This is a genomic window from Chrysiogenes arsenatis DSM 11915, assembly GCF_000469585.1.
GTDB lineage: Bacteria > Chrysiogenota > Chrysiogenetes > Chrysiogenales > Chrysiogenaceae > Chrysiogenes > Chrysiogenes arsenatis.
The window spans coordinates 273,704-293,189 of sequence record NZ_AWNK01000005.1 but is presented as its reverse complement, the minus strand read 5'-3'; the positions used below and the strand labels follow the sequence as shown (position 1 = coordinate 293,189).

General features: G+C 52.5%; 19 protein-coding genes. All 19 read left to right on the top strand.

Annotation, left to right across the window (positions count from 1 at the left end; genetic code table 11):
* Window positions 1–69 precede the first annotated feature (69 nt).
* The 19 genes from P304_RS0103775 to P304_RS0103685 all read left to right on the top strand — a co-directional run bounded on the left by P304_RS0103775 (window position 70) and on the right by P304_RS0103685 (window position 19,485).
* The gene (locus tag P304_RS0103775; protein ID WP_034763931.1) at window positions 70–633 is read left to right on the top strand and encodes a hypothetical protein; all 564 of its coding nucleotides are present in this window, start codon (window positions 70–72) and stop codon (window positions 631–633) included.
* 11 nt (window positions 634–644) lie between these two features.
* Window positions 645–1,370 (top strand): 3-oxoacyl-ACP reductase FabG, encoded by a 726-nt coding sequence (gene fabG / locus P304_RS0103770; protein WP_027389456.1) that lies wholly within the window; start codon window positions 645–647, stop codon window positions 1,368–1,370.
* An 8-nt stretch (window positions 1,371–1,378) separates the two neighbouring features.
* Entirely contained in the window at window positions 1,379–2,605 is a 1,227-nt protein-coding gene (locus P304_RS0103765) for a beta-ketoacyl-[acyl-carrier-protein] synthase family protein (RefSeq protein WP_027389455.1), read from the top strand.
* Window positions 2,559–4,019, top strand: coding sequence for a phytoene desaturase family protein (locus P304_RS0103760; protein ID WP_236613296.1), 1,461 nt, complete (start codon window positions 2,559–2,561; stop codon window positions 4,017–4,019). The genes P304_RS0103765 and P304_RS0103760 overlap by 47 nt, the downstream gene beginning before the upstream one ends.
* Window positions 4,010–5,239: a beta-ketoacyl-[acyl-carrier-protein] synthase family protein gene (locus P304_RS0103755; RefSeq protein ID WP_027389453.1), complete on the top strand. Its 1,230-nt coding sequence runs from the start codon at window positions 4,010–4,012 to the stop codon at window positions 5,237–5,239. The genes P304_RS0103760 and P304_RS0103755 overlap by 10 nt, the downstream gene beginning before the upstream one ends.
* The gene (locus P304_RS0103750; protein ID WP_027389452.1) at window positions 5,236–5,490 is read left to right on the top strand and encodes an acyl carrier protein; all 255 of its coding nucleotides are present in this window, start codon (window positions 5,236–5,238) and stop codon (window positions 5,488–5,490) included. The genes P304_RS0103755 and P304_RS0103750 overlap by 4 nt, the downstream gene beginning before the upstream one ends.
* Before the next feature lie 6 nt (window positions 5,491–5,496).
* The gene (locus P304_RS0103745) at window positions 5,497–6,300 is read left to right on the top strand and encodes a lysophospholipid acyltransferase family protein (protein WP_084417517.1); all 804 of its coding nucleotides are present in this window, start codon (window positions 5,497–5,499) and stop codon (window positions 6,298–6,300) included.
* Window positions 6,293–7,618, top strand: coding sequence for a phenylacetate--CoA ligase family protein (locus tag P304_RS0103740; RefSeq protein ID WP_027389450.1), 1,326 nt, complete (start codon window positions 6,293–6,295; stop codon window positions 7,616–7,618). Before P304_RS0103745 ends, P304_RS0103740 begins: the two co-directional genes overlap by 8 nt.
* Entirely contained in the window at window positions 7,615–9,204 is a 1,590-nt protein-coding gene (locus P304_RS0103735) for an HAL/PAL/TAL family ammonia-lyase (RefSeq protein WP_027389449.1), read from the top strand. Before P304_RS0103740 ends, P304_RS0103735 begins: the two co-directional genes overlap by 4 nt.
* An 18-nt stretch (window positions 9,205–9,222) precedes the next feature.
* Entirely contained in the window at window positions 9,223–9,648 is a 426-nt protein-coding gene (locus tag P304_RS13865; protein WP_084417516.1) for a hotdog family protein, read from the top strand.
* Window positions 9,649–9,692: 44 nt separating this feature from the next.
* Window positions 9,693–10,292, top strand: coding sequence for an outer membrane lipoprotein carrier protein LolA (locus tag P304_RS0103725; protein WP_160165005.1), 600 nt, complete (start codon window positions 9,693–9,695; stop codon window positions 10,290–10,292).
* Between the two features lies 1 nt (window position 10,293).
* Window positions 10,294–12,648, top strand: coding sequence for an MMPL family transporter (locus P304_RS0103720; protein ID WP_027389447.1), 2,355 nt, complete (start codon window positions 10,294–10,296; stop codon window positions 12,646–12,648).
* Window positions 12,649–12,745: 97 nt separating this feature from the next.
* Window positions 12,746–13,117 (top strand): ApeI family dehydratase, encoded by a 372-nt coding sequence (locus tag P304_RS13860; protein WP_034763926.1) that lies wholly within the window; start codon window positions 12,746–12,748, stop codon window positions 13,115–13,117.
* Window positions 13,114–13,575 (top strand): acyl-CoA thioesterase, encoded by a 462-nt coding sequence (locus P304_RS0103710; RefSeq protein ID WP_027389446.1) that lies wholly within the window; start codon window positions 13,114–13,116, stop codon window positions 13,573–13,575. Before P304_RS13860 ends, P304_RS0103710 begins: the two co-directional genes overlap by 4 nt.
* Window positions 13,572–14,711, top strand: coding sequence for a beta-ketoacyl synthase N-terminal-like domain-containing protein (locus P304_RS0103705; protein ID WP_034763921.1), 1,140 nt, complete (start codon window positions 13,572–13,574; stop codon window positions 14,709–14,711). Before P304_RS0103710 ends, P304_RS0103705 begins: the two co-directional genes overlap by 4 nt.
* A complete protein-coding gene (locus tag P304_RS13855; protein WP_051321377.1) occupies window positions 14,701–15,420 on the top strand; it encodes a beta-ketoacyl synthase N-terminal-like domain-containing protein in 720 nt (239 codons plus the stop codon). Before P304_RS0103705 ends, P304_RS13855 begins: the two co-directional genes overlap by 11 nt.
* Window positions 15,417–16,682 carry a B12-binding domain-containing radical SAM protein gene (locus P304_RS0103695; RefSeq protein WP_027389444.1) on the top strand — a complete coding sequence of 422 codons (1,266 nt, stop codon included), beginning with the start codon at window positions 15,417–15,419 and terminating at the stop codon, window positions 16,680–16,682. Before P304_RS13855 ends, P304_RS0103695 begins: the two co-directional genes overlap by 4 nt.
* Window positions 16,679–18,034, top strand: coding sequence for a lipid biosynthesis B12-binding/radical SAM protein (locus P304_RS0103690; RefSeq protein ID WP_027389443.1), 1,356 nt, complete (start codon window positions 16,679–16,681; stop codon window positions 18,032–18,034). The genes P304_RS0103695 and P304_RS0103690 overlap by 4 nt, the downstream gene beginning before the upstream one ends.
* Window positions 18,031–19,485, top strand: a complete 1,455-nt coding sequence (locus P304_RS0103685) for a B12-binding domain-containing radical SAM protein (protein WP_027389442.1) — start codon at window positions 18,031–18,033, stop codon at window positions 19,483–19,485. The genes P304_RS0103690 and P304_RS0103685 overlap by 4 nt, the downstream gene beginning before the upstream one ends.
* The last annotated feature ends 1 nt before the right edge of the window (window position 19,486 follow it).

The following is a 19,486-nucleotide window of genomic DNA, read 5'->3' as shown; positions in this document are numbered from 1 at the left end:
GGGAAATTACACTTGAACTCTGCTTATGATACCCGCTATAAATGCCTCAAAAATACATGGAGGGATATTATGTTTACGAAGCGCGCTTTTTTTCTCATTTTTATGATCGTATTTTCAGGTGCCAGTTTTGCCAGTGACGTTCTGTACACAAAGGTGAATATTCATACGCAATTTGCTGTTGACCGAAGCGGCGAAAGAGCTTTTAAGGCGAGCTACGCTAATTATACTGACCCTGGAAGTGGCCATCATGTTTTCCCTGCCGGTACTGCTATTACAGTAAAAAGTCATTCGCGCAAGCATATTGATATCTACACTCAAGAGGAAAACTCCTATATTCAGTTTGAATATCACGAACCCCGTATGGGTATGAAAGCGCAAGAGTATCTAGCACTTATTACCAGCACTACTCCTGTCAACTACAACCATCTTTCCGCAATTGACCAGCAAGGGATTCGCGAAGGAAAAGCCTTCATTGGTATGAGTAAGGAGGGTGTCATGGCCGCATTGGGGTACCCTGCTGCACATAAAACTCCTCGATTGGAATCCAAAGCTTGGATTTACTGGACGAATCGCTTCAAAACACTCGTCTTGACATTCGATGATAATGATATCTTGATGAATATTCGCCGATAAGACAGGACTATATGAGCCCCAAAATTGCATTCGTGACTGGAGCCAGTAAAGGAATAGGGAAAGCGATTGCCCTACAACTTGCCAAAGATGGCTACGACATCTGGTTGAATTATCGTTCAGATTTACTTGCTGCGCAAGAGGTTGCGCGACACATAGAGGCGGAAGGCCGGAGTTGCACGCTACTGGCATTTGATGTTGCTGACCCCCACGCTGTGGAGGCAACTCTTGCACCTCTGATAGATCAGACCGTTCCCTTTATCCTTATAAACAACGCTGGTTTTGCCGCTGACTCTCTCATGGTGTGGATGAAACATGCCGAGTGGAATGCTGTGCTTGACGTCCATCTGGGTGGATTTTTCTCGGTCACAAAAGCTGTTTTGACCGGAATGCTCAAACAAAGAGCGGGGAGAATCATCAATATCGTTTCTACTTCCGGCGAAACCGGCGTAGCAGGGCAAGTCAATTACTCTGCCGCCAAAGCAGGTATTATTGGCGCATCGCGGTCGCTCGCTGTCGAAGTTGCCAAGCGGAACGTATTAGTGAATTGTGTCTCTCCTGGTTTTATTGAGACTGAAATGATTCAAAATCTTCCCAAGGAACGGATTTTGCCGATGATCCCTATGGGGCGAGTAGGTACACCGGAAGAAGTCGCCTACGCGGTGAGTTTCCTCTGCTCCGATCGTGCTTCGTATATAACAGGACAAGTCTTGGCGGTGAATGGCGGTACGCATGTGTGATGTAATCTATGTATAGAGTCGCCATCACGGGTGTCGGTCTTGTTTCAACGCTAGGAAGATCGTGGTCTGACGTTAGTCATGCCTTGCGCACGGGTATTTCAGGAGTGCATGTCGATGAAGAGCGTCGTCAGCGTGGCTTTCGCAGCCCACTGACGGGGATTATTCCCAGCGATATTTCTCAGGGGTTCCTGAATCGTAAGCAAAAGAAAACTATGCCTGACTTTGCCGAATGGGCATATGTAGCTGTTTATGATGCCTTAACTCAATCAGGATTATCCATGGCAGATATCGCAAATGAGCAGACGGGTCTTATTTTCGGGTGTGATTCCAGCTGTATTGCCGCTGTGGAGCAAGTGGAGCGCCTCAACGATGCACGTGATACACAGTCGATCGGTAGCGGATATGTGTTCCGTTCGATGACGTCGACTATCACAATGAATTTAAACACATTATTGGGGACAAAAGGGGCATGTTGGACACTCTCTTCGGCCTGTTCGAGCGGTGGGCATGCGGTGGGTCAAGCGGCAGATTTGATCCGGCTTGGCCGTCAGGATCGCGTTATTTGCGGTGGTGCACAGGAAGTGAATTGGCAATCGATGTGCAGTTTTGATGGATTGGGTGCCTTTTCTACGCGAGTCACCGAACCTGATAAAGCGTCTCGTCCATTTGATGCCGACCGCGATGGGCTTGTGCCAAGCGGCGGTGCGGCGGCTCTTATTCTGGAACGCTATGAAAGTGCCCTTGCTCGCGGAGCCGTCATCCTTGGTGAAGTGATTGGCTATGGTTTCAGCTCTGATGGGCTTCACATTTCTGTTCCCAGTGGTGATGGATTGAAGCGCGCGATGCACGCTGCACTTGCCGATGGCAACATGTCTGCCCAAGAGGTCGATTATGTGTGCGCCCACGCCACTTCGACACCGGCGGGTGATGAGGCGGAAGCCAATACGATTCATGAAGTGTTTGGCGAACATAAACCCTATATTTCTTCAACGAAATCATTAACGGGGCACGAGCTTTGGATGTCGGGCGCTTCCCAGGTGGTCTATTCCACCATCATGGCTAACGATCAGTTTCTGGCAGCAAATGCCAATTTTCAGACGCCGGATCATGCCAGCAAAGGTCTCAACATCCTCACCGAATCGATTGCATGTGCTCCAAAAATTATTCTCTGCAATTCAGCGGGATTTGGTGGCACCAACTCATGTCTTCTCTTGCGATACCACCATGCACTATGATGCGGTTGTTATTGGAGCAGGCATCTCCGGAATCACCGTAGCGCTCATGCTTGCAAAATATGGGCAACGGGTGGCATTGGTAGAAAAACATCATCAAATTGCCCCTATCGTCCGTGGTTTTACGCGCAAGCACCACCATTTCGACACTGGTTTTCACTATGCCGGACGGTGCCCGAATAATGATCCACTTGGCGCCCTATTGCGCTATTTTTCCATCGCGGGGAAGCTCCAGATTGAGCCCTACCATGCGGATTGTTTTGATCACGTAAAAATTCAAAACACCCCGTTCACTTTTGATTTCCCTCTGGGTATTCCCGCGATTGTCCAACGTTTGGGTGAAAGATTTCCCCATGAAACAGAGGGGATTCGCCACTATCTTGCCCAAATCCAGCGTGTCTGCGAGCAATTCAGCCTTGTTGACTATTCTATACCGCTCAACCAAAGACCGTCTCTGCAGGAGATTCTCAAGGAACATTTCAGCGACCCTTTGCTGATCAAGTTGCTCTCTGCCCATTCATTACTCTATGGCACTGAGCCTGATGAGACGAGTTTTCTCTTTCATGCCATGGTGGTGGGGCCGTATTATCAGGAAGCCTACACCTTTAAGGGAGGCGGCAAGGCACTCGTCGATCTTCTTCAGGAGAAATTAGAACAGTTGCAGGTTGATCAGTATCTGGGAAGTGAAGTCAGTACGATCGAGATAGATTCCAGCCGCCGTGTCACCGCTGTAACATTGGCAAATCAGACCACTTTGCGGACTTCTTGCGCCGTCTATTGTGGTCATCCAAAGGCGTTACTTCAGATGGTTCCACCTTCCACCTTTCGGCCAGCCTATGGTGAGCGAGTCGCTAATCTTGAGGAAACACCATCCGCCTACGCCCTCTATGGGGTAACACGCACGCCATTGGAGTGTCTGCATGCCTCTAATGTCATTGTGTTACCGGAGGAGAGAGCAGAAGTCACTGCCAGCAATAGCACCATCACCTCGGGCGTAATGTATGTAACCAAAGGGCGTGCCGCAGATACCACTGCGCCCAATGGGTTCTCTTTCTTTACACTTTTTCCTGCTTCCAAAATTGAGGAAAGTGGCAGCAAAGCAGAGATTACAGAACGGATGAAATTGCGCATGGCGCAAACGTTTCCCCAGTTTGAACAAAACCTCGTGTGGGCCGAATCAGCTTCGCCAAAAACCTTTGCGCGATATAGTTACGCCTCGCCCGGTTCGCTGTATGGCGCAAAGCATTGCATTGGGCAAACCAACCCTCATCCGCTCACGCGAGTACCGGGCTTACTACTTGCAGGGCAAAGTGTAGGTGCGCCGGGTCTGATTGGCGCAATGGCCTCGGCGGTGCATACCGCAGCACTTATAATTGGACAAAAAACCGTCTATTCGGAGTTATCATCATGCCTTTAAAGCGTGTCGTTATTACTGGCTATGGTGCCATTTCGCCCTTTGGTAATTCGGTAAAAGAGCTTATGACAGGCTTTTTCGAAGGGCGAAGCGCGATTGAAGTCGATCACAGCCTTACCCAGCTTGGCGGGTTGCGCTCTTTTGTTGTGGGAAAAGTAAAGGGAATAGATGAAAAGCAGATTCCCCGTAAAGACCGCCGTTCCATGTCCCCTATGTCTGTCTACGCACTCCTCGCCAGTCAAGAAGCGCTGCGGCATGCGAAGTTGGATATCAGCGAATGCCACGATGGACTGACCGGTGTTTCTATCGGCTCAACGGTCGGGAGCACGCAGGCCACACAAGATTTTTTTCAGGATTTTTTTACTGACCATAGTTTAGAACGGATGAAGTCGAGCCTCTTTTTTCAAATCGCTAACCATTCGTGTGCCGCGAACGTTTCACAGGCGCTCGGGCTTTCCGGTCGCCTGCTGGCTCCTTCCGCGGCCTGCGCTACCGGATGCCTTGCTATCGGTCATGGATATGAACTGATTACACTTGGCAAACAAAAGCGGATGCTCTGTGGTGGAGCGGACGAATTCCACCCACTCACTGCCGGAACATTTGATATGATCAATGCCGCTTCAACGCGATTTAACCATTCCTCGACTATGACACCACGCCCTTTCGATACTGATCGTGATGGCGTGGTTTGTTCTGAAGGCGCCGGTATTCTTTTGCTCGAAGAGCTGGAAAGTGCCCTTGGGCGGGGTGCAGATATTCTTGCAGAAGTAGTGGGGTTCGCAAATGTCTGCGACCCTGGCAGCATTGCGAATCCAGATCCTGCTTCGATTGAGTCGTGCATGCGCCTTGCATTAGAAGAAGCGCAATTACTCCCAGCGGATATCGACTACGTGAATGCACACGCGACCGCAACCGAGTGGGGGGATATTGCGGAGAGTCAGGCTATTTATTCTGTTTTCGGTAGCCAAGTATTGGTCAGTAGTTTAAAAGGTCATATAGGTCATTCTATGGCAGCAAGCGGGTCGCTTGAAAGTATTGTTTCGCTTGAAATGATGCGCAGCGGTTCTATTATCCCTACGCGTAATTTGAGTTTTCCAGATCCTCGCTGCGGAAAGCTTGCCTATGTGCAAAGGATAGAAACAAAAAGCATAAATACCATCGTCAAGAATGGCTTTGCCCTCGGCGGTGTGAATTCAACACTTATTTTTAGGAGATATGTATGACCGAGATCGAGATCATTGAAATCGTCAATGCAGCCTTAGCCAAAGAATTTGAACTCGACATGGCGCAGATGACACCAGAGCAAAGCATTTTTGATGACCTCGGGTTGGATAGTTTAGATATGGTCGATATGGTTATCGTGCTGGAGCAGGCTTTTTCGTTTAAAATACGCGATGAAGAAGAAGTCCGCCAAATACGTACTCTTGGAGATATTCACCGGTTTATTATTCAAAAAAAATCGTCTCTGAGTTAATTCTCCATGGAAACACAAGATAGTGCGCCGTATGAACAAGCACTCCCTGCGTCTCAATACCCTACGCTCTCCATGATTCTCATGACGTGTACTGTCTACCCACTTTTAGTGATGTGGACACTCTTGAGTATTGTCTGTTTCCCTGCCGCTTTTGCACTGCTGAAAGGGTGCACGCTCTGGAGTAATGCCAAAGTAATGCGACTCTGTGTATGGTTGTATGGTAAGGGGTGGATGGCAGTTGTTTCGCCGTTTGTCAGTTTTAAACGAATTTTTCCTGAGAAAAATGTTTTTGATACCCCCTCGATTATTGTGGTGAATCATCTGTCATTTTTTGACACCTACTGCATGGCAATGTTGCCGTGCAGCGACATCACCTTTGCTGTGAGATCGTGGCCCTTTAAAATGCCTTGGTATGCGTTTTTTATGCGTCTCGCCGGATACATGGATGTCGAAAGAATGTCATTTGACGAGTGTTTAACGCACGCCCGCACCGTCATTGCACATGGTGGTCATGTGCTGTTTTTCCCTGAAGGGCATCGCAGTCGCACTGGTGAGTTACAACGCTTTTATTCTGGCGCCTTTCAGCTTGCCAAAGCGGTAGATTGCCCAATTATCCCCCTGTGTCTGACCGGAACGGATACGTTATTGCCTCCCAAGCGTCACTGGTTGGCTCCGTCAACAGTGCGAATGGCGACGTTACCACCTCTACATCCAGAAGATTTTGCGAATCATCGTGACATGAAGCGTGCCGCAAAGTCTGCCATGCAGGAGATGATTATGGAGATGCGACTAGGTGAGAGCTATGTTTAACCTTCAGGAAGCCAGTGAAAGGGAATTCGCTACGCCCGCCGAAATTATGGCAACACAGCAACAACTGGTGTGCGAACACGTGCGTTATCTGCGCGAGATTTCTCCATATTACCGATCGGTACTGAGTGTGCTTTCGGATACGGCTCTCTCTCACCTTACGCTCGCGCAGTTGAGTGCATTACCACTGACGAGCAAGCAGGATATCGAAGCTAATCCCTCGGCGTTCTGGTGTTGTCCAGAGAGTGATATCATCGATATTTGTCAGACCTCAGGAACAACCGGCACACCGGTTACAATACCGTTGACGGCACACGATCTTGAGCGGCTCGCCTTTAACGAAGCCCTTACCTTTCAGCGTTTGAATATCAGCGCGAATGATCGTGTTTTAGTCGCTGTTGCTATTGAACGCTGCTTTATGGCTGGACTCGCTTACTATCTTGGCGCACAAAAAATTGGTGCCACCGCTCTCCGTGGCGGCTCGAGCAACACTGGCCACCTTGTACAGCTGGTTAAGCAGTATCGACCGGACTATATCATCGGCGTACCCTCGCTGATCGCCGAACTTGGCAAACGGTTGCTGGCAGAAAATATCAATCCAGCAAGTCTTAATATAAAAGGGTTTATCTGCATTGGCGAGCCGGTTCGCGCCAGTGACCTGTCGCTCCTCCCTTTGGCTTCGCGCCTAAGCGAACTCTGGAACGCCCCCGTCTTCGGCACCTACGCCAGCACCGAAATGGCAACCGCGTTCACCGACTGCCTTCATGGCTGTGGAGGACACATCAATACCGAGCTCATCGCCGTGGAAATTCTCAATGAACAGGGCGAGCCGCTTCCTTCTGGCGTGCCAGGAGAAGTCGTCGTGACGCCATTACAGGTTCGCGGCATGCCGCTTTTGCGCTACCAAACTGGCGACATTGCGTACATCATTGATGAACCCTGCCCCTGCGGGCGCACCTCGCCGCGCCTCAGTCCCGTGCTTGGCCGCAAATCGCAGCGGATGAAAGTCAAAGGAACCTCCGTGTACCCCTCAGCGGTTCTGGCTCTGCTGCAATCGCTCGCCGGTATCGAAAACTTCTGCCTTGAAGTGTACGAAGAGAGTCAACTCTCGGATCGACTTTGCGTCTTGTATTCCACGATGCGCGACGATCTCACCCCGCAACAGGTGGCGCAGCACCTTTCGGCAGCACTCCGCTTTACTCCGGAAGTTTGCCGCGTACCATGTGCCGAGCTAGAGCAAAAGATGCATCCACCCGGAAAAAGGAAAAAAATCACGTTTTTTGATTATCGCACTACGAAAGAGAAGGAACACCAACCATGATCACTGCACCAACCGCACTGCTGAATGGCAACACGCTGAGTATTGCCGACATTGTCGCTATTGGCATTGGCGACAAAAAAGTTACACTCTGCGAAACCGCCTTGCAAGCTTGCGTCGCCAGCCGAACCTTCCTGGAAGAAGAAATTACCGCCCGCAAAATTATCTACGGGGTGAATACCTCATTCGGCCCGATGTGCAACCAGATCATCGAAGATAACCAGATTGAAGCGCTCCAGGCCAATCTCATCCGTAGTCACGCCGCCGGACTGGGCGATCCCCTGAAGCCGTATATCGCGTTAGCGGTCGTTGCCATCCGCCTCAATACCCTTGCCAAAGGGTACAGCGGTGTGCGTCTGGAACTCCTCACCTTTATGCGCGACATGATTAACCACGGCATTGCGCCATATATTCCGGAGTGCGGCAGCGTGGGGGCATCGGGCGATCTGATCCACCTTTCACACATGGCACTCCCGATTATTGGCGAAGGGAACGTCTACTATAAGAACCAACTGCGCACGACGGCGGATGTTTTTCATGAACTCGGCATCACTCCACTTAAACTCTCGTATAAAGAGGGAATCGCGCTGATCAACGGTACCAGTGCGATGACCGCTCTGGCAGCGTTTGCCCTTTTCGGTGCCAGAAAGCTTTTCAATTTGGCCTGCGTCACCGGTGCCTTTTCGCTGGAAATATTTGGCGGCATTGACGATGCCTTTGACGCTGATCTCCACTTCGTCAAACCACACGATGGCCAGCAAGCCGTGGCCGCTGTGATCCGGAGTCTGTATACTGGTTCAGGGAACATTACGCTGCGTGAAGATGTTCACAGCCGGGTACGGGAACAGCAAAAAGACGGAGTCGTTTACGAAACCAGCATCAACGTGCAGGACGTGTATTCGGTTCGCTGCACGCCGCAGGTGCTTTCGCCCGTGGCCGAAGCGTTGGATTACGCCGAGAGAGTGATCACCATCGAAGCCAACTCTTCGAATGACAACCCGATCATCATCCCCGCCAAACGGAAAATCATTCATGGTGGCAACTTCCACGGTCAAAATATCGGTTTTGCCATGGACTCACTGGCCATTGCCATTGCAACGCTGTGTAATCTTTCGGAGCGCCGCATCAATAAATATCTTGATAAGAAAATCAATGAAGGGCTTCCCGAACACCTTATTCCGGGTACTGTCGGTTTGACAATGGGATTTATGGGGGCGCAATACTTGGCGACCTCCACGACCGCCGAAAATCGCCAACTCGCAGGCCCTGTGAGCGTCCATTCCATCTCCTGCAACGCTTCCAATCAGGATGTCGTCAGTATGGGAACCATTGCGGCGCGCAAAGCGTTTAAATCGGTAAGTAATGCCAAGCATATTCTGACACTGGAAGTGCTGGCGGTCTTGCAAGCGCTCTCGTTCCGCAATGCCGAAGGGCTGGGGCGAGGTACAGGGAAAATCTATTCTCTGCTGAACGCTGAATTTCACGTCTATGATAACACCCGTATTTTCCATGACGACCTGACACGTTTCCGCAAACTACTTTTTTCAAGCCAGCTCTTTGACTCGCTGGAGCCGTACACCAACGCCTAAAACGGCATGGAGCCACACATGAGTTTTGATTTGCCACAAGACGCCGCTGCCTTTGTGCCACACCGCAAGCCAATGTTGTTGATTGATGCCATTACCGAATGCAGCGCCACATCCGGAGCTGCCAACGCCACACTCACGGCCGACAATCTTTTTCTTGACGCGCAGGGAGCGTTGCAGGCGAGCGCGTTACTGGAAATGATGGCGCAAACCTATGCCGCGGTGCGCGGATATTTTGATACGCTACAGGGAAAATCGGTTTCCGCAGGGTATCTTGTCGGGATGCGTCAGGCGAATATTTATACCTTGCCGGTGGTGGGCGATACGCTGCGGATTGCGGTTGATATCACCGGCGCGTTTGACGGCTTTATTGTGGCAACCGGCACAGTGTCGCATTTGGAAACGATTTACGCGAGTGGAACGCTTAAACTGTGGATTCCCCGATGAGCACTCCGCTAAAAGTATACTTGCGAAAATATTTTCGCATATTTTTGATTGTCGTATCTGTCGCCACCCCTGTGGTAGCAACAGAGCCGCCCCTGTTCCAGGAATTACGCCTGCTCGCTGGTGAAATTTCGACACTGACGAGCGCCTTTACGCAGGAAAAAAAACTCTCACTGTTTGAGCATACTGTCCGCTCCTCCGGAACTATCAACTATCAACAACCCGACTGTATCCGCTGGGAACTGACCCATCCTCATGCCGTGGGATTTGCCCTTTGCGGTCAACAGGGGGTGAAATGGAATGATGACGTTACCCCTCCGGAAAACTTCCAGAGTGAAACCGACCCTATGCGGCAGATGGTAGCGCAGCAGCTCCTGATATGGTTCCGTGGCGACTATGCCCAAATACAAAAGCAATACACCATCGCCATCCGCCAGTCACACCCCGCAATATTGCACCTCACACCGCGCCGCGCGGATCCATCAAATATCACATCAATCACGGTGATTTTTGCCGAAGGGAATAGGTCACTCGCCGAGATGACCCTCCTTGATGCCGATGGCGATTCCACGCGCGTGGTGTATCATGACACCGTTCTCAACAGCGCATTGCAGCAGGGTATCTTTCGGCAGAGAGAAGTGGAATAGCATGACATTCTTTGGCGCACTCTATGCGTATTTTGAATACCGCAAAAGGTTCCTTGCGTTGCTTTTCCTGTTGGGGGTGAGTATGGCGGGATATGCTGCGCTGCAGATTCAACCCCAAACCAATGCTTCGGCTTTGGTGCCCCGCTCCGAGGCGCTCGACGCGACCAACTTTGCCCTGTTGGCCGAATCACCGTTGGCACGCAAGATTTTCATTTCACTGCATGCCAGTGAACGCCAGCTTCTGTTTCAGGCCGCCGATCACGTGACACAAACACTGGCGTCTTCCCATTTGACCGTCGCGATGCAAGGTGGCGAATCGCTCTTTACGGCTACGCTACTGCCGTATGTGCGCAATAATCTCCCCAACCTGCTCCGCTCATCCGCGTTGTCTGCGTGGGGGGCGTCTCTGGACGAAGCCACGGTTGCCGCCACCCTGCAGCAACAGTACCAAGCGCTGCTTGGCCCCGCCGCGCACAGCATGAAATCAACTGTGCGTGTCGATCCCCTTAGCTTGCACGAAATCATCCTCAAAAGCATGACTTCGCTCAACGTGTTGCCCAATACTGACATAGTGGAAGGCAGACTGCTCAGCCACGACGGGCAACATCTTTTACTGATTGTCAGCAGTGATGTTGCCATTACCGACGCCGAGCGCGGTAGTGACGTACTGACAACGCTCGAACGTGCTCTTGACGCTCTGCCGCACGGGGTTTCGGCGACGGTTGTCAGCCCCTACCACCATACCAGAGCCAACGCCAGCGCCATTCAACATGACCTAAAGTTCACCTTTACCCTCTCGCTGTTGGCGATGGGGGTTATTTTCTTTGTCGTCATCCGGCAAAAGCAAGCCCTGTTCACACTCCTGACGCCACTCGTCGCGCTACTCGCAGGCGTCGCGGCTCTTGCACTGTTGGTACCAACACCATCCGCCATCGCGCTCGGATTTGGTGCCGTCTTGATCGGGATTGCGATTGACAGCGCGCTGCACGTCTACTTTGCCCTGCGTAACAACGCTGATATTCCGCCAAGACAGGTTATCAACGCTGTTTCCCGCCCTGTACTCTTTGGTTCCGCCACAACACTGGCCGCATTTGCGGTGCTCTTCTTTTCGTCATTGCCGGGACAGCAACAACTCGCGTTACTTGCCGTGGTTGGTATTCTATGCGGCACGCTTTTTTCGCTCGTCATTCTCCCGCATCTCATCACGCCACCGTCAACGACACCCACTCCCGTCTTACCCGCGCAAAGTGCATCCACCGGCAAGAGGCGCACGCTCTTGTTTACCGTATGGATTCTCAGTATGCTGCTGCTCGTACCGGGCGTGTTACGCGTGAATATTGATGGCTCACTACAAGCACTCAATTATGCCGATGCCGATATTCAGCAGGCGGAAGCCGATTTCCGCACGGTCTGGGGTAACACCCGTGACCGCGCGATGATCTTGACCGATGAAACGACTTCGCTCGATACGGCACTCTCCCTGAGTGAGCAGTTCGTGCTAGCCGTACCGGAATTACCGCTGATGACACTGAGCTCACTCCTCCCGTCGACTTTGCTTCAGCAAGAAAATCGTCAGGCATGGGTAATGTTCTGGCAGGGGAGTAAAGGGCAAGAAATTCTGGGATGGCTGCAACGCCACGCCCGCGAAGTCGGCTTTTCGGCTAACGCCTTCGCCCCTTTTGTGCAAACGACCCAAGCGCTACCGCCAGTCATAGACGTGCAGCAGAGCGCCACCCATGAGCTTGCAGAGCTGGCAGCCCCGTTTTTGCTGCCAAGCGACGGTGATTGGCGCGTGTTGACCTTCGCTCCCGATACCGCACAGCTCCGTGCTACCTTTATTGAGTTGAGCGAAACACTCCCTCAACTGACGTTTCTGTCGCAAGCGCAGCTTGCCGAGCAAGTGGGCGAGGCCATTCAGTCTGACTTTATCCGATTCTTTGCTTCTGCCCTCGTCATGATCGCTGTGATGCTGTTGCTCCTGTTTCGCCGAGTATCCAAAGCGCTCTACGCCCTTCTCCCTGCCCTCAGCGGAACGGTGTGCATGTTCGGCATCATGGGATACGTCGGCATGGCCTGTAACGCGATGAATATCGTAGCCGCCGCGCTAGTTTTAGGGCTCGCCGTGGACTATGGCATCTACATGGTTTGCCAGGTGAGTGAAGGATATGCTTTTTCGGTCTCAAAAGCGGTTCTGGCTTCAGGATTCACGACCCTTGCGGGATTGGGAGCACTCGCGTTGGCCGAACATCCGGCACTGAACTCCATCGGGATCACCGTCTTGCTCGGTGTCAGTAGCGCGCTGGTGGTTGCGCTCGTGTTTATCCCCCGCGTCTATCAGGGACGGACGGAGCAATGAACCATGCACCACGAAAGACGAGGATCGAGATATATCTGTCATTTCGAACGAGCGCAGCGAGGAGAAATCTGTTCCAAATATCACGAGGTACTCAAGTATGATTCGCAACACAATACGGCAATGCGCCCAGTCACTTCCGGAACAAAACGAGGATTGGATTACGCAGCCATACCGCTTTCCCGTTTCTTTTGTTGGCTTTCAGGGACACTTCCCGGATAACCCCGTGCTCCCCGCCGTTATCCAGATTGAAACCCTGCTGGCGCTGGCCGAAGCGTGGTGCGATACCACGCTGCAACTGCAAAAAATTACGCAGGCCAAATTCAGCGCGATGATCACGCCGGACACCGAGGTACAGGCCAAAATTCAAATCACCGAAAAAGAGAGTGCGCTCACCATGAAAGGACAAATAATTTCGACACAAGGGGTTGCTGCATCTGTGACCTGTGATCTCGCCAAGGTCGACGTATGAAACACCCTTACTTCCCGATAAATCCCGATGATCCCCAGCCACTCCGCGCCACGGTGGAGCGCACCGTCCGTTTTGAAGAAGTCGACCCACTCGGAATCGTGTGGCATGGTCGTTATATCAGTTATTTTGAAGATGCCCGTGTTGCGCTTGGGGAAAAGTATGGCATCGGCTATATGGATTTTTACCACAGCGGCATCGTCGCCCCGATTCGCAAGGTACATATCGACTACCACCGTCCGCTCCAATTTCAGGATACCTGTACGATCGAAGCGATTTTACACTGGTCGGATGCCGCCCGTCTGAACTATGAGTTTATTATTCGCAACGCGCAGCAGGAAGTCGCCACCACTGGCTACACCGTGCAGATGTTTATGGACAATAATCACACCGTGCAACTCACACTCCCCCCATTTTTCGCTGCGTTTCGGGAGTGGTGGCGTCTAGGAGCATTGCAATGAGCCACCAAGTCGCCGTCGTTGCCATGGCGGCGCATACCGCGCTGGGCAATCTTGACACCACCTGGCAGGAGTTGTGTGCCGGAAAATCCGCCATTGCCCCTTTACCGCGGTTTGACACCACGAATTACCTCACCAATCTGGCGGCACTCCTACCGCAAAGCAGCGACGTATCGCCGTCGCACAGCATCACTCTGTTGGAGCACCTTGCCACCGATCTTGGTGTGGTTCCCTCCAATACCATATTGTTCGGGGCAACGACTAAATGGGGTATTGACCAGCTCGAACGCGCTGGCCGCCAACTGCCGTATGATGCTAACGCTCTCTACAGCGCAACCCTCATTGAGCAAATGCGTCGACTCTGGCCGAGCAAAGGGGCAGGGCAGGTTTTTGCCGCCGCCTGCGCCTCGTCAACGTTGGCACTGGCACGCGCCAGCGCGACCATCGCTGCTGGGCGTACTTCCAGTGTGCTCGTCTGCGGCGTCGATATGTGCAGTGAATTTGTCTTTTCCGGCTTTTCCGCGTTGCAAGGATTGGCGCCTGAAGCGTGTCGCCCCTTTTGTCAGCAGCGACGCGGTCTGACCCTGGGTGAAGGGGCAGCCGCTTTACTGTTAATGGACGCTGAGCGTGCTTGCGCCGAAGGTCGACCGACCCTCGCCACCATTGCCGGATGGGGTGTCGCCGCTGACGCCCACCACATTACCGCACCAGCCCGTGATGGGTGTGGCTTGCAGCTTGCGTGTCGCAAGGCCTTGGCCAAAGCGGCGTGCGACGTTTCTGATATAGACGCGATTCATGCACACGGCACTGGCACGGTGTATAACGACGCCATGGAAATAACGGCCTTCCATCACCTTTTCCCCGAATCTCTACCACCAATTTTTGGCGTGAAGGGAGCGATTGGCCATACCTTGGGAGCAGCGGGCGCGATAGAAACCGCGCTCAGCATTCAGTGTTTGCGTAACAATTCCTTGCCGCCAACGGTTGGCGTAGAGTCGCCTATGACAGAAGCAGCCAATGCGATCACGCGCCAAACGACTCCGTTTACCGGAACAACCATCCTCAAAACTAACTCCGGGTTTGGGGGAATTAACGCCGCGCTTCTTTTCAAAAAGTCGGAGGTGGCGCATGTACGCTGATATCTACGGTATTGGTTGGCTCAGCGCGGCTGGCCTTGGTTGGGGAGAGCGTGGCAAAATACCAGACTTCTCGCAGCTCGAGCTTCCCGCTCTGCGACGCAAAGATATTTTTCACGAACCAGATCTCCGTTTTGGACGTCTCGACCTGTTCTCCAAAATCGGCCTCAGTGCCATCACGCTGGCTCTGCGCGATGCTGAAATGGAAGCATGGGAGCAGAAGCGCGACATTGGCCTGATCGCTGCGACGCGCAGCGGAAGCCTCAGTGCCGATCGCGAGTACTTCCAGACCGTGCTGGCTCCAGATGAACCCGCCAGTCCACAACTTTTCGCGTATACGCTTTCAACCTGTTTTCTTGGCGAAGCAAGTATCCGCTTTGGCTTGACCGGGCCAGCCGCCACCATCGCATCGCCAGAGAGTGATCCCCTGCCGTGGCTCTCTCAGGCCATCGAAATGCTAGCAGACGGCGAAGCTGCGGCCATGCTTGCGGGATGGTGCGATCTCCCCGACCACTTTTCACCGTACACTGCCGCTGGCGCACTATTTTGCCTACTCGCTAGGCCGGGAGCCATTCCGGCACCACCGCGTGTCCGCGTGCAGTTAGGGCTAAACGGCACCATAACCATTGCCAATCAAACTATTACCACACGGGAACAACTGGTGCGGGCGTGTCGCCACACCATCGCTCCTGCACGAGGAGAGCAACCATGAAGATGCATTTAATTTACCCAAAATGGCCAAAGCTTGATCAACAGACCGAATTTCACCTGCCACCGCACGGCCCAGTCGTGTTTGCGGCTACGGTTCCTGCATCGGTCGAGCTGAAGTTTACCGATGAGAATTTACAAACCATTGATTTTGCGACCAAACCTGATTTAGTCGGAATATCGACGATGCTTACCTGCCAACTGCCGCGCGCATTTGAAATCGCACGGGAATTTCGCGAGCGGGGCGTTCCGGTTATCTTTGGCGGAATCGCCACTATGCTCCATGCCGATGAAGTGGCGCTGCATGCCGACGCTATTTTTCTGGGCGAAGCGGAAGGGCGTTTTGAGCACGTGCTGCGTGACCTCGAAATGGGACAACTGAAGAAGCGTTACGATTACATGAATCAGCACCCCGCTACGGAATTGATCGGCACGGCGCGGCGCGAAATTCTCGACCGCAACCTGTACAACTATCGTGGTGTGCAGATGCTTGATCTGGTACACGCTTCACGCGGCTGTAAATTCAACTGTTTTCCGTGCTGTACCGGCTTTCTTGGTGGACAGCAGTTCCGCCCGCGCCCCATCGAAAAAGTCATTGCCGAAATGGAAGCCATTCCGAATAATCGTCTTTTTGTTGTCGACAATTCATTGGCACAAGATAAAGTCTGGCTTAAAGAGCTGTTCAGCGCCATGATTCCGCTGAAAAAGAAGTGGGTTTCGCACCCTATTCTGGACGATGACGAAATCCTCTCGCTTGCCGCACAGGCGGGTTGTTGGTACGTCTATCAGGCAGTTTTCGACACTTCCGACGTTATTCGCCGCCGTGTGCAACGCCTCAAAGATCACGGCATCGGCGTGGAAGGGACGATTATTCTGGGAACGGACGAACAGGACGAAGCCTACATCAAACGGCTCGTCGATTTTCTGCTGGAAATTGAACTCGACATTGCCGAATTTACGATTCTCACCCCGTTCCCGCAGTCGCCGATTCGTCACCAGATGGAGCGTGAGGGGCGCATCCTCAGCAATAACTGGCTCCATTACAGTGCCGATAAAGTCGTCTTTCAACCAAAACAAATGACACCGGATAAACTTCAAGAACTCTTTTATTATGCGTGGGATACCTTCTACGCAGGCAGCGGGCATCAGTTAAAGATGGGCGATCTGTTTCAGCGGGTCATTAAACGTGAAATTGAAGACGGCACCTTCCGCCGCTATGAGCCACGTAAACAACGTGCTTTCAAAAAAAACGAGCAACCTGCTTGAGTCGCATCCTCCTGATTTCCAGTAATCTCGATACCGTCCCCTATCCCGTCTATCCGCTTGGCATGGCGATGATAGCCGGTGCGCTCCATGCACAGGGGCATGACGTGCAGCAATGGGATGCGCTGGCCGATGGCAAACATGGAACTCTCAAACTGGCCGATGCTATCACCACGTTTCAGCCGGAATATATTGGCATTTCTCTGCGCAATATTGATGACGAAGATTCGCTTTCCGATGGTTCGCGCTGGGCACTTGACGCCGTGAAGGCACTGATACAAACGATCAGAACGTACAGCAGCGCGCCGGTGATTCTTGGCGGCGCGGGATTTACCGTGATGCCAGAGCGCATTCTGGCGTATGTTGGAGCCAATTATGGGATTCGTGGCGAAGGCGATGCCGCCTTTCCGGCGCTGATTGCCCGTTTGACGGATAAGCAACCGTGTCCACCGCTGTCCAGCTCGCCGCAGCCATTACAGGGATCGCAGTACGCTCGCCCTTTACGGGTCAAACGCTTAGTCGATTTTTACATGGCCGAGTCCGGCATGCTGAACTTGCAAACCAAACGCGGCTGCCCCCACCATTGCACCTATTGCAGTTATCCAGTGCTGGAAGGGCGCTCCTTCCGCCATTACGACTTTGAAAGCGTGGTTGATGAAATTGCGTTTACAAAGCGCGAATATGGCGTCGGTACGTATTTTTTTACCGACTCGGTTTTCAATGACTCCGAAGAGGCGTACCTGCATTTTGCGGAACAGTTGATCGAACGGGAATGCACTATCCGCTGGGCGGCTTTTTTCCGACCACAAGCCCTTTCGCGCTCGACGTTTGCTCTCCTGAAACGAGCGGGTCTCTACGCGGTGGAATTTGGCACCGATGCTACTTCCGACGCCACACTGCGCGGCCTGGCGAAAGGCTTTACCATCGACGATGTCCAAAACGCGAATGATAACTGCCGCGCCGAAGGTCTGCCGTGCGCCCACTATGTAATTTTTGGTGGCCCCGGCGAAACCGACACCACCGTCATTGAAGGGCTTGAAAATATCAGCGCGCTGGAGCAATCGGTAGTTTTTGCCTTCTGTGGCATTCGTATTCTGCCGCACACCCCGATCCGGCAACGAGCGATTCAGGAAGGGATAATTACCGACGCCACCGACTTGCTTCGCCCCCACTATTATTTCTCGCCAGAGGTTGATCAGGCGGCAATGCATCAGCGGATTCAAGACGCTTTTCAAGGGATGCGTACCCGTATTTATCCTCCATCGGCAGGTCAGGAAAAATTGGCGGTTATGCGGCGCTTTGGTTTTACCGGCCTTTTGTGGGATCAACTCTTAACAATGCGGAGGCAAGCATGAAACTGGCGTATGATCGCATTCTACTGGTTCATCCTCTCGGTTATAACCCGCAAGCTGCCGGGCGCGATATCTCGCGTATGGCGAACCTGATGCCACCACTCGGACTGGCGAGTATTGCCGCATGGCTCGAAAAACGTGGCCTCCATGCCGACCTGCTCGATTGCTACGCCACACCCGACACGGCAGAAACGTTGCTGCGCGAGCAGTTGCTGAGTACCCGTCCAGCATGGATTGGCTTTAGCTGCACAACTTCAAGCTTTCTTGATGGGGTACGGCTGTCACAACTCGTCAAAAGCATTCTCCCCGGCATTCGTTCGGTTTTTGGCGGGCCGCATATTTCTGCCCTCAAAACGGAAGTGCTCGAGCGTTTCCCCGACGTTGACTACGCGATTGTTGGCGAAGGGGAAGAGGCGATTGAAGATCTGATGCTCCGTGGTTTGGAAGAGCCGGCGACGGTGGGAGGATTGGTGTGGCGTGACGGCGAAGAAATCCGTTTCAATGGATACCGCAAAAGCGTTCTCGAGCTTGATGCAATGCCATTTCCCGCCTACGAAAAGCTTCACGGCTACCCGCATTTGTATAAACTACCAATTTTTAATTATCCCAAAGCACCCAACAGCAGTTGCATCTCCAGCCGTGGGTGCCCATATAGCTGCAGTTATTGTGACCGATCCGTGTTTGGTCGCTCCTTTCGCTACAACTCTGCCACCTACTTGTACGAGCACCTAGCCTATTTGCGCCGCCGCTTCGGCATTCGCCATATCAACTTTTATGATGACCAGTTCACTTTTCACCGTCAGCGAGTCGAAGAATTCTGCCAGCTGCTGCTGCAAAAACCGCTTGGAATGACCTTTAACTGCGCCGTCCGTGCGGAGCATGTTGATCCACCGCTGCTGAAATTGATGAAAGCGGCGGGATGCTGGATGGTGAGCCTTGGTATCGAAACCGGCGATCCCGAACTTCTCGCAAGGCATCGCCAGAACGCCGATCTTGACATGCTGGCAACGAAAATCCGTCACATGAAAGGGGCGGGAATCCGTGTGAAAGGGCTATTGATGATGGGACTTCCGGGCGAAAGCCGTGCCAGCATCCAGCGCAGCATGGACTATGTCCGCTCGCTTCCCATCGACGATTTTAACCTTTCCAAATTCACGCCGTTTCCGGGGTCGCCGATCTATCAAGATATACAGAATCAGGGAATCTTTCACGAGGATTGGGCAAAAATGGACTGCATGCACTTTCTTTTTATCCCCCACGGGATGGAAAAAGAGGAGCTGGAAGCGCTGTTTACCGAATACTATAAACGGCATTATACTCGCCCAAGCGTCCTTTTGGATTATGTGACGATGCTCTGGCGCTCCCCTGATAGTTGGCGTCGTTTTCTGCTGAATTTCAAGGATTTTGCCCAGTTTGCCCGGAGTAACCGGCGGCTGGCAGAAATGGAAGAGTGAG

Coding starts and splice junctions, on each gene's coding strand:
- P304_RS0103685 (WP_027389442.1), top strand. CDS start 18,031: ATGAAACTGGCGTATGATCGCATTCTACTGGTTCATCCTCTCGGTTAT.
- P304_RS0103720 (WP_027389447.1), top strand. CDS start 10,294: ATGACATTCTTTGGCGCACTCTATGCGTATTTTGAATACCGCAAAAGG.
- P304_RS0103710 (WP_027389446.1), top strand. CDS start 13,114: ATGAAACACCCTTACTTCCCGATAAATCCCGATGATCCCCAGCCACTC.
- P304_RS0103695 (WP_027389444.1), top strand. CDS start 15,417: ATGAAGATGCATTTAATTTACCCAAAATGGCCAAAGCTTGATCAACAG.
- fabG (WP_027389456.1), top strand. CDS start 645: ATGAGCCCCAAAATTGCATTCGTGACTGGAGCCAGTAAAGGAATAGGG.
- P304_RS0103755 (WP_027389453.1), top strand. CDS start 4,010: ATGCCTTTAAAGCGTGTCGTTATTACTGGCTATGGTGCCATTTCGCCC.
- P304_RS13860 (WP_034763926.1), top strand. CDS start 12,746: ATGATTCGCAACACAATACGGCAATGCGCCCAGTCACTTCCGGAACAA.
- P304_RS13855 (WP_051321377.1), top strand. CDS start 14,701: ATGTACGCTGATATCTACGGTATTGGTTGGCTCAGCGCGGCTGGCCTT.
- P304_RS13865 (WP_084417516.1), top strand. CDS start 9,223: ATGAGTTTTGATTTGCCACAAGACGCCGCTGCCTTTGTGCCACACCGC.
- P304_RS0103750 (WP_027389452.1), top strand. CDS start 5,236: ATGACCGAGATCGAGATCATTGAAATCGTCAATGCAGCCTTAGCCAAA.
- P304_RS0103705 (WP_034763921.1), top strand. CDS start 13,572: ATGAGCCACCAAGTCGCCGTCGTTGCCATGGCGGCGCATACCGCGCTG.
- P304_RS0103745 (WP_084417517.1), top strand. CDS start 5,497: ATGGAAACACAAGATAGTGCGCCGTATGAACAAGCACTCCCTGCGTCT.
- P304_RS0103775 (WP_034763931.1), top strand. CDS start 70: ATGTTTACGAAGCGCGCTTTTTTTCTCATTTTTATGATCGTATTTTCA.
- P304_RS0103740 (WP_027389450.1), top strand. CDS start 6,293: ATGTTTAACCTTCAGGAAGCCAGTGAAAGGGAATTCGCTACGCCCGCC.
- P304_RS0103735 (WP_027389449.1), top strand. CDS start 7,615: ATGATCACTGCACCAACCGCACTGCTGAATGGCAACACGCTGAGTATT.
- P304_RS0103765 (WP_027389455.1), top strand. CDS start 1,379: ATGTATAGAGTCGCCATCACGGGTGTCGGTCTTGTTTCAACGCTAGGA.